Source organism: Shewanella sp. A22 (genome assembly GCF_053850585.1).
The window spans coordinates 1-9,489 of the sequence record NZ_JBSQBN010000154.1 but is presented as its reverse complement, the minus strand read 5'-3'; the positions used below and the strand labels follow the sequence as shown (position 1 = coordinate 9,489).

Here is a 9,489-nt window from a genome sequence, read left to right as displayed (position 1 = left end):
GCATCTAACGAAGCATAAAGGACTTTGAAACCCGCCAGAATGGAGTCTCTCAGGTATGCCACTTCTGTGTTACATCGATTTAAAAGGCAACAACCATTTCTACATCAATGTGCCTTGAATTGAAAAACCTGAGAGACTCTGAACTGACCAGATATTTAATGAGATTGGTATTATCATCTGAACATTATATTCGTTGGATTCTTAACGTTATTTAACCGCGATAACCAAACAATTTTTGCTCCATAATGGCCTGACTAACTGTTTCAGGTACTGCATTGACCCATTCGCCTTGGCCGCGACATATTTGCTGTAATATTTCTCGTGAAAAAATATTAAACAGATCAAGATTGCTTGATTCAATACTGGTAATAAAGCCGTTATCGAGTACATGGCGAAACAAATAGCGTAGGTTATTGGGTACGCTGACGGTGGTTAAATCATTAAGTTCACCTTTATCATCCCGTTCTGGGTAGACGAACAAACGAGTGTTGTCAGGAAATAACTTACCAAAAGCTTCAAGGATACCGCCTTCCATACCGCGATAATATTCTTCATCAAAAATTTGTTTTATGTTAACCATACCAACCACAATGCCGATTTGTAATTGAGTATACTGTCGAAAATACGCGCGTAATGAAAAATAGCGGGTGTAATCAGAAATCATCACGTTATAGCCTAATAAATTAAGTAATTTAACACGCTCCATGATGTCCTTTTCGGTCATGTTGGCATCTTTACCATGTAGGTCATTAAGCGATATTTCAGCGATAAGTACTGTACTTTTATCCGTTACACCCTCTAACGTTGAAAAGGCTTTATAACCTTGTTCAATCATATCAACGTTCAGTTTTGTTATTGGTTTAAATGATCCGCGAATCGTGAGTACATTTTTCTTGTAGAGCATATCGGCTGGTACAGCAACACTGCCATCAGCTTTAAACATGATGGCACGTGTTTTCCAACTGCGAATAAGATGAATGTTCTTTGCTTGGTTATCGACATCTTCAAAGTAGGGGCCTTGAAAGTCTATACACTCAATTTCTATTCGATTGGCTTTTAAACTGTCGCTTAGAGAGTCAATAATTTGCTTTGGGTCTTCAAAATAATAGTAACTGGCGTAAATGAGGTTAACCCCTAAAATGCCCAATGCTTGTTGTTGTGCTTCGGCTGTGTCATCAAACATACGTACATGCACAATAATATTTGATGGCTCGGCACCTGGGTACATTTGGATCCGTACGCCACACCATGCATGGCATTCGTTTTTACGATTAAAACTTTTGGCTGCAACGGTTGCAGCGTAAGCAAAGTAACGTGAAGACTTTGAACGAATAGGGCCTACTCGGTCAACGACCAAATCAAACTCTTGCTGCATCATTGCTAGCACTCGTGCTTTGCTCACATATCGTCCGTCTTCTTGGACACCATAAATAGCATCAGAGAACTTCATATCGTAGGCCGACATGGTTTTCGCTATTGTGCCCGCTGCGGCTCCGGCCACAAAGAAATTACGCGCAACTTCCTGTCCGGCACCAATTTCGACGATGGTACCGTATTTTTTCTCGTCTAAATTTAACCTGAGAGCTTTCTCTTTTGTGCCACGCGAACTGACTTGCTTGTCCATAATATCTCCACACAATTAAACGTTGATATTTTAAGGTTATGGATATCAATGTTATAGCAAGTGAAAATATGCGCTAGTGTTAATAGACAAATTAAGGTTAATTGATTGTTAGTGACGACCAACTGGTCGAGATATTCAAATCGGAGATTATCTTGGTACATCCATCATTGTTTGTAAAAAAACAGCAGAAAAAGGCGCCTTTTGCTGTTTTTTAATGTGTGGGCTTATACCATTTTCAAACAACACAAATAAATAATCATGACCATTACTGACATTGACTCTGCCCGCTAAATTAGCAATACCCAACATGCTACCGGTTTTAGCAAAAACATGATGCTTCAACGGCGACTTATTGAAATACCGTTTATAACGTAGAGTACCACTCACACCCGATTCAGGTAAAAGTTCGAGCAAAAAGTGGTACTCAGGTTGTTGATAAAGAGTGGTTAGTACGCTTAATACATGTTCTGGTGTGAGTAAGTTATAGCGAGATAAGCCTGAGCCATCGGCAATATTTGCGTTGGTTAAATCGATACCTATCGCGTAGAGAATGGTTTTTAATGCTTGGCTACTGCGAGTAAAATCACTAGGGGTTTGGTAATAAGCCTCACCCAATTTTTTTAATAAACTGTCAGCAATTAAGTTATCAGATTTTAGTAACATGGTTTCAAGCAATTCGGGTAATGCGGGGGATTGATGACTTGCAATGATTTGTTGTTGGGCAAGCCCCCTAGATTCTTGGGGCTTTTTTGATACCGTAATAGGGCGTCGATGTACAATCCCTAGTTCAGCAAGTTGTTTAGTCACAATCTGTTTGGCATAAAGTTGCGGATCGGTAATGGCAATCGCAAGTCGTAATGATTTGGCCCCAACATGACAACCACTAAGGTGATAGCGATTATTGTCAAATCGGCTTAAAGATAAGTGGCATTGTGGTACGGGATCGTCTAATTGGTCTGTTACTGCATTATTCTTGCTTAACGGTCTACCTACAGGTTGAACCGCTGGAAGAGTAATGTGTGGTGTGACGAAATAAGCATCATTACTGATTTCAATGGGAGGTGTCCCCATCATGGTGATATTAGCCACTTTATTGTAACCCGAAGTAGATAATCGGCCATAAACACAGTTTTTATCAATGATGAATGGTGAAATTGGTGCCGCGTAACAAATGCCTAAGTCGTCCCAAACCCATCCTGGTGCCTGTAATTGAGGATCTTGAATACTCGTTAAGACAATGTTTCCGGTCAGCTCTGTGATGCCTAGCTGACTTAATGGAGCGAATAATTGCTGCAAGTTTTGGTATGTTAATGTTGGGTCACCGCTGAATGCAATATAAAGATCACCGCCATAAATACCATTATCAATCTGACTGCTATCCAGAGGTTGTTTTGCCAATGTAGTTAACTGTGTTTGATAGGTAAAAGATTTCCCTAATTGTTTGGTTGCGGCTAAAGCCGTGAGTAATTTTTGAATACTTGCGGGCTGCATCAACGCCTGATTATTGTACTCAAAAACTGATTGTTGGGTTGTCATATCCCACACGGTAATACCGAGTTGCGAATGTGTTGGTTTTAATAACTGCAACATATTCTTAAGGTACAATGCTGCTGGTTGTTGATCGTTGTCGAGATGTGCTTTGGCCATGCTTTGTTGATTAAGTGGATAATTGGCAACGGCTGTATATGGAATGCTTAATAAGATGAGTAGCAGTAGCCCTACACTACAATAGCGGTAACGGAAATCTGAAACAGACGACTGTAAACTGAACAGCAAATAATTCATATAAAGCCTACATCACAAGCATAAACATTTTAGTATTTTAGCTGATGCTGTCGTTGCCTGATATGTATTTATCTAACGATTTTTCAGGGGGTGCTATGAAGCCTGTAAATCACTTTGTGATTAAGATTGTGACTTGAAAAACGCTAACGAGGTTATTGGCTTGCAATAAACAAATAAAGAGTAAACACTCCTTTTAGTCGTCATGATTGGCTTTTAAATTGATTCAACAACAAAAATAACCTCACTCTAGTACTTAATGAAAGAGGTTAGTAAGCGAGCAATTTTGCTAAAAAGTTGATTATATCGACAAACAAATACAATAAAACACCGACTATGTGAGAAAAATCTTGCTCATCACCTTGTTAATCGGTAATTTCTATCAGCTTAACTGACGGGCTAACACATATTTAACGTAGCGTCAGTGCTGATATATGCTGAAGTATGCTCCCAGAATTCATATGGCATTTCCAGACATAATGCTAAGGGCATACATAAGCAGATTAGCTTCGATAGCATAATGACGATTTGTTATCTATTTACGACATAGTCGACATACTATCTAAATCACATAATTAAGATAAATGAACGCTATGATAAAGGGAGTTTTAATGCTGCCCTCTAAATATCATGCTTACACATTACTGAATATTAAATAGCGCGCTTGTATAGATTATTGACGTGCTATTTTAAAATTTGATCTCATTACTGAATATCGTAATGGTCACCCATTTTAAGGAGGATGCCTTGCTGGATAAGCTAGGTGGTATTGCTTTAAATGCAGATGCCGTGTCTTGGTTGCTTAATCCAAAGGATTTTAAGCAAGCATTATTGACTAAAATTGCATCGGCAACATCTTCAATTTACATTGCAGCATTATATGTCGAAGATGATGAAGCAGGACGTGAGGTATTGCATGCGTTATTAGACGCAAAAGCCCTGAAACCACAATTAGATATCAAAGTATTAGTCGATTACCATCGTGCTCGCAGAGGATTGATTGGCCAAAAAAGTGACAGTGGAAACTACATTTTATACCGCGACTTAATGGGAAAAGCCTCACATCCATTTGATATTATCGGGGTACCTGTGAAGTCTCGTGAATTTATGGGCGTGTTACATTTAAAAGGTTTTGTTATCGACGACACGGTTATCTACAGTGGCGCCAGCATTAACAATATTTATTTGCAACAACAAGAAAAATACCGTTTCGACCGATATCATGTTATCGACAGCCCCGAGTTGGCGCGTTGTATGCGCGATATGATTAAACAAAACATAATCAGTGATCCTGCCGTCAGTATATTAAGTCAACATGCTGATGTTGAAGATAATCCAGAAAAAAATGACATTAAGAGTTTTAAACATCGATTGTCTCAAGCTCGATACCAATATACATCTACTACAGAAGGTAACCGTGTCACACCATTGGTAGGTTTAGGGAGAAAGAGTAATCAATTGAACGACACGGTCATTGAGTTAGTCGATACTTCATCACAAGAATTATTTATTTGTACACCTTATTTCAATCCGCCAACAACCTTAACGCGAGCTTTGGCACGTCACCTGCGGGCAGGTAAAAAAATTGATATTGTGGTTGGTGACAAAACGGCTAATGACTTTTATATTCCACCTGAACAAGATTTTTCAACCATTGGCGCCTTGCCATATATGTATGAACAATCGTTGCGGAAGTTTGCTAAAAACCAGCAATGGGCGATTGAGAATGGACAACTAAACATCCATTTGTGGAAAGACGGCATAAATAGTTTTCATTTGAAAGGGGTGAGTGCTGATAATCGAAAACATCTGATTACCGGTTCTAATCTCAATCCACGAGCTTGGGCTTTAGATTTAGAAAATGGATTATTATTACATGATGATTCAGGGTGCTGGAAACAATCATTTCAGCAAGAACAGCAATTTATTTTGCAACATACTGAACGGTTATTTCATTATAGCCAGATTGATACATTACAAAAATACCCAAAGCCGGTGAAAAAAATCATGAATAGAATACGACGTTTAAAAGCTGACTTTCTACTGCGCCGTATTCTATAATACATTAAAGTATCCTTATTAATTCACCACTATAAATGGTGGTGAATTTTTTTCACTCCAGAGCACCTGATGCCAGCGCAATTAAGCAAAACGATTAAATCACCTATCCATGCAGTACACCGCCTCTATGAGTACCGTAAAACACTGTCTACCAAACCCTTTGGTGCCCGGGGAAAGAAACTTGTTAGGTGTAATTTATGCCTTTTGGGTGAATTATTTTGCACTTGTAAGCATCGTCAATATTTACGCACTAACGTGAGTTTTATGTTGATTATGTATAATGATGAAGTGTTAAAACCGACTAACAGTGGAAGATTAATTGCGGATTTAATACCAGATACACATGCATTTTTATGGACTCGTACCAATCCCAATAACGCAATGTTAGCATTATTAAGTGATCCTTATTACCAGCCTTTTCTGGTTTTCCCACAACAATATGTTGAGAACGACCAAACCATTGTCGAGCATATATCCGCCGAGAGTTTATCCTCGCAACAAGGTCAGCAGAAAACACCATTATTAGTGATGCTTGATGGTAGCTGGCGAGAGGCGATTAAAATGTACCGTAAAAGCCCATATTTGCATCAAATGCCAGTGTTATCTTTTGCACCAGAAACGTTAGCGACTTATTCGTTGCGTAAAGGAAGCCATGATTTTCAGCTCGGTACTGCTGAGGTTGCGGCATTGGCTTTAGCCGCTGCACACGAACCACAAAATGCTGAAGCGTTATCTACTTGGTTTGATTTATTTGTTGAATCGTCGTTGCTAGGGCGTAATCGCCGGGCCAAAGAAACACTAACACCAATAACAGAATTTATTGATGCTTTTGAACAGGCTTTAAACACTAGTCATAAAGACAGAAAATAGTCTTACTAAACGAGTCATATCATCGCTAAATGGTTGCATATTGGGCCCAATTACGAGATGCTAATCGAACGCCCAAGGCCCAATATAGCCCAATAACATTATCACAATTGAATTGATATCATTATCATCTACCGTTTTAAGGACAATGTCGTACAAGCTATGGAAGAGTTGATTAATACTGCAAGAGAAATAAATCCTAAAAAATTGGTTATTTTGTGCCGTCTTGAACCAGGTTGCTTAGGGCCAGATGGCGTTGATCATATTGACACTTTTTGCCAAATATCTGAACGTGCTTTGGCTAATTTAAATGCTGATGTATGTCATTGGTTTATTGCCCCTCGTTTTGACAAAAGCTTAGTTGAAATGCAATACAGCCTTGCAGGAAAGGTGTTATCGCGCGATAAAGCCGTTAAGTTCATCGGCTCATTTGAACAGGATCTCGATCTAATTGAAGAACGTTTTGAAAATAAATTGACCCAATTAATTAATCAATATATTGCTCGTAAACGTTAAGTGTTAGCCATTTGTGCTCAGTCGAGTTTCGTTAAACGTTAATAATTTAATCCTATTGTTGTTTGGGGTTAATAACAGGATTTATTATGACTCCCTCAGCACAGAATGACACGTTGAAGACTATTGCCGCTCTTGGCACTGTTGAGCATCAGGCATTACATCAATTTTTACAGCAACAATTTGGTTTTAATGAATTCCGTGAGGGGCAGCAAGCGGTTATCGAAACGGTTTTAGCGGGACATTCAGCCTTAGCTATTTTCCCCACGGGTTCAGGTAAATCTCTGTGTTATCAATTTTGCGCTCAGCAATTGCCAAATCTGACTTTGGTTATTTCTCCCTTACTGGCATTAATGAAAGATCAGTTAGCCTTTTTAGCCAGTAAAGGTATTGCTGCCGCGAGTATCGATTCAAGTTTAACTTACGAGCAAACACAGCAGGTTATAAGTAATATTCGTGAACAAAGAACACGTATTTTAATGGTGTCAGTTGAACGATTTAAAAATGAGCGTTTTAGACAGTTTTTAAAATCGGTATCGATTTCCTTGCTGGTGGTCGATGAGGCACATTGTATTTCTGAATGGGGTCATAATTTTCGGCCTGACTATTTAAAAATCCCTCAATATTGCCAAGAGTTTGCCATACCTCAATGTTTGTTATTAACAGCAACAGCAACAGAGCAAGTTAAAATGGATATGGCATCTCGTTTTAATTTGTCAGCGCAACAGGTGGTGCAAACGGGGTTTTATCGGCCGAATTTAGATTTATCAGTGGTTGCAGTGAGTCAGCAGCAAAAGCTCAGTCAGCTAACACAAATTGTAAAAGAGTTTACTGGTGCTGGCATTGTGTATGTAACTTTACAGCAAACGGCTGAAGACGTAGCCGCTCACTTAATCCGTCAAGGCGTTAATGTTGCCGCTTATCATGCTGGCATGGAGCAACCGATCAGGCAAAAAATTCAACAACAATTTATGGATAATCAAATCCAAATTATTGTGGCAACTATTGCTTTTGGTATGGGTATAGATAAAGCGGATATTCGTTTTGTTATCCATTTCGATTTACCTAAGTCAATTGAAAATTACAGTCAGGAAATCGGTCGGGCAGGTCGAGATGGGCTATTATCCCATTGTATTACGTTAGCAAATTTAGATGGATTAAATACGGTTGAAAACTTTGTTTATGGCGACACCCCAGAACCACAACATATAGGTCAACTTTTAGATATTATCGCCAGTGAAACTGATAATGGACGTTGGGAAGTACAAGAAACAGCATTGTCTACGGCATGCAATATACGTTCTTTACCTTTGAAGACCCTTTTTGTCCAGTTAGAATTATTAGGCATTATGCGTCCTAGTTATGCATATTTTGCAGAATTTAAATATCGTTTCATTGAAGATCAACAGGCAATACTTAACCGTTTTAATGAGCGACGCCAAGAGTTCCTTAAGCTAATCTTTGCACATACCCAGTTTAAAAAAGTGTGGGGACAGCTTGATTTTGATAGTTTATATCAACAACATGGTTGTGAGCGTCAGCGTGTTGTTGCTGCCTTAGATTATTTAGCTGAACAAAATTTGATTATTCTTGAGACAAAAAAAATCACTCAAGTGTATGATGTACAGCAGCAGGCTTTATCGACTCCGCAACAATTGCAATTATTGACACAACAGCTTAGTCACTATTTTAGTGACAATGAACATAAAGAGATTGTGCGCATTGGTAAGTTAGTTGCTTTTTTCGAACTTGATCGTTGTTTAAGTGCTAATTTAGCTCAATATTTTGATGATTACTCGGTGCCAGAATCTTGTGGGCATTGCAGTGTTTGTCGTGGGCAAATAGCAGTATTATCAAAACAAGCTTTGGCTCCGTTACCAGACTCGGCCACAGTGACAACATTGCTTGAACCACTTACATTAGTCGCTCAAGCAAAATCGTTACCCACTCCAACCATTGCTACGCAGGCTAAATTTCTTGCTGGTATGATTATGCCAATGTTTAGTCGTTTGAAAGTAAAACAATTAGATGGCTTTGGACGTTTTAGTGCTTATCGATATCAAGATATTCTGGATACTGTTAATAGGGTGAATTCATGAAACCGGTTCCTGAAATATTGTTAAAACGACATGGTGATTTAATACAAAGTGAAGGTGTGACCGTGGTATCTCATATTCAACGACAAGTTGGAGATTGGGTATTACAAACGTTAATGATTAAAGATTGCGACGTGCCATTTAAATACAAACGCCCACAACGTTTCAAGAGTTTGTTAGATCAAAAAGTGAATCTAATTTATTACCCATCAAAAGAAGTGGTTGCTGGATTTGAAATTGAAATCATGCAAGTCGTAAGAGTGCGTCGATACTAAGAAATTTGATGTTTAACTGATTGGTGCGTGGGCTAATGCCATGTTGATGGTCTGGCATTAGTACCAACTTCATTTCGACAATGCATTGTAAACTGCAAAAACAGTGGATCTGTGATTTAGCATATAATTGCCTTGGTATCTTGGTCTAATACCAATCTCATTAAATATCTGGTCAGTTCAGAGTCTCTCAGGTTTTTCAATTCAAGGCACATTGATGTAGAAATGGTTGTTCCCTTTTAAATCGATGTAACACAGAAGTGGAATACCTGAG

The 9,489-nt window shown here is 38.7% G+C and carries 7 protein-coding genes; 5 read left to right on the top strand and 2 right to left on the bottom strand.

Annotated features, from left to right (window positions below):
- Positions 1-211: 211 nt before the first annotated feature.
- Together ACWXWT_RS18660 and dacB are read right to left on the bottom strand one after the other, a co-directional pair.
- Positions 212-1,624, bottom strand: coding sequence for a TonB-dependent receptor (locus ACWXWT_RS18660; RefSeq protein WP_456043079.1), 1,413 nt, complete (start codon positions 1,622-1,624; stop codon positions 212-214).
- 147 nt (positions 1,625-1,771) lie between these two features.
- On the bottom strand, positions 1,772-3,409 hold the full coding sequence (gene dacB, locus ACWXWT_RS18655; RefSeq protein WP_456043078.1) for a D-alanyl-D-alanine carboxypeptidase/D-alanyl-D-alanine endopeptidase: 1,638 nt from the start codon (positions 3,407-3,409) through the stop codon (positions 1,772-1,774).
- Positions 3,410-4,126: 717 nt separating this feature from the next.
- Here dacB and pssA point away from each other — a divergent pair.
- The 5 genes from pssA to ACWXWT_RS18630 all read left to right on the top strand — a co-directional run bounded on the left by pssA (position 4,127) and on the right by ACWXWT_RS18630 (position 9,218).
- A complete protein-coding gene (pssA, locus tag ACWXWT_RS18650) occupies positions 4,127-5,467 on the top strand; it encodes a CDP-diacylglycerol--serine O-phosphatidyltransferase (RefSeq protein WP_456043077.1) in 1,341 nt (446 codons plus the stop codon).
- A 69-nt stretch (positions 5,468-5,536) separates the two neighbouring features.
- Entirely contained in the window at positions 5,537-6,337 is an 801-nt protein-coding gene (locus ACWXWT_RS18645) for a tRNA-uridine aminocarboxypropyltransferase (protein ID WP_456043076.1), read from the top strand.
- A 159-nt stretch (positions 6,338-6,496) separates the two neighbouring features.
- Entirely contained in the window at positions 6,497-6,850 is a 354-nt protein-coding gene (locus ACWXWT_RS18640) for a hypothetical protein (protein ID WP_456043075.1), read from the top strand.
- An 86-nt stretch (positions 6,851-6,936) separates the two neighbouring features.
- Positions 6,937-8,946, top strand: a complete 2,010-nt coding sequence (locus tag ACWXWT_RS18635; protein ID WP_456043074.1) for a RecQ family ATP-dependent DNA helicase — start codon at positions 6,937-6,939, stop codon at positions 8,944-8,946.
- On the top strand, positions 8,943-9,218 hold the full coding sequence (locus ACWXWT_RS18630) for a hypothetical protein (protein WP_456043073.1): 276 nt from the start codon (positions 8,943-8,945) through the stop codon (positions 9,216-9,218). Before ACWXWT_RS18635 ends, ACWXWT_RS18630 begins: the two co-directional genes overlap by 4 nt.
- Positions 9,219-9,489 lie beyond the last annotated feature (271 nt).

What these genes read in the sequence shown, in the direction of transcription:
- dacB (WP_456043078.1), bottom strand. Translation starts at nt 3,409, where the DNA reads ATGAATTATTTGCTGTTCAGTTTACAGTCGTCTGTTTCAGATTTCCGT.
- ACWXWT_RS18660 (WP_456043079.1), bottom strand. Translation starts at nt 1,624, where the DNA reads ATGGACAAGCAAGTCAGTTCGCGTGGCACAAAAGAGAAAGCTCTCAGG.
- ACWXWT_RS18630 (WP_456043073.1), top strand. Translation starts at nt 8,943, where the DNA reads ATGAAACCGGTTCCTGAAATATTGTTAAAACGACATGGTGATTTAATA.
- pssA (WP_456043077.1), top strand. Translation starts at nt 4,127, where the DNA reads ATGGTCACCCATTTTAAGGAGGATGCCTTGCTGGATAAGCTAGGTGGT.
- ACWXWT_RS18645 (WP_456043076.1), top strand. Translation starts at nt 5,537, where the DNA reads ATGCCAGCGCAATTAAGCAAAACGATTAAATCACCTATCCATGCAGTA.
- ACWXWT_RS18635 (WP_456043074.1), top strand. Translation starts at nt 6,937, where the DNA reads ATGACTCCCTCAGCACAGAATGACACGTTGAAGACTATTGCCGCTCTT.
- ACWXWT_RS18640 (WP_456043075.1), top strand. Translation starts at nt 6,497, where the DNA reads ATGGAAGAGTTGATTAATACTGCAAGAGAAATAAATCCTAAAAAATTG.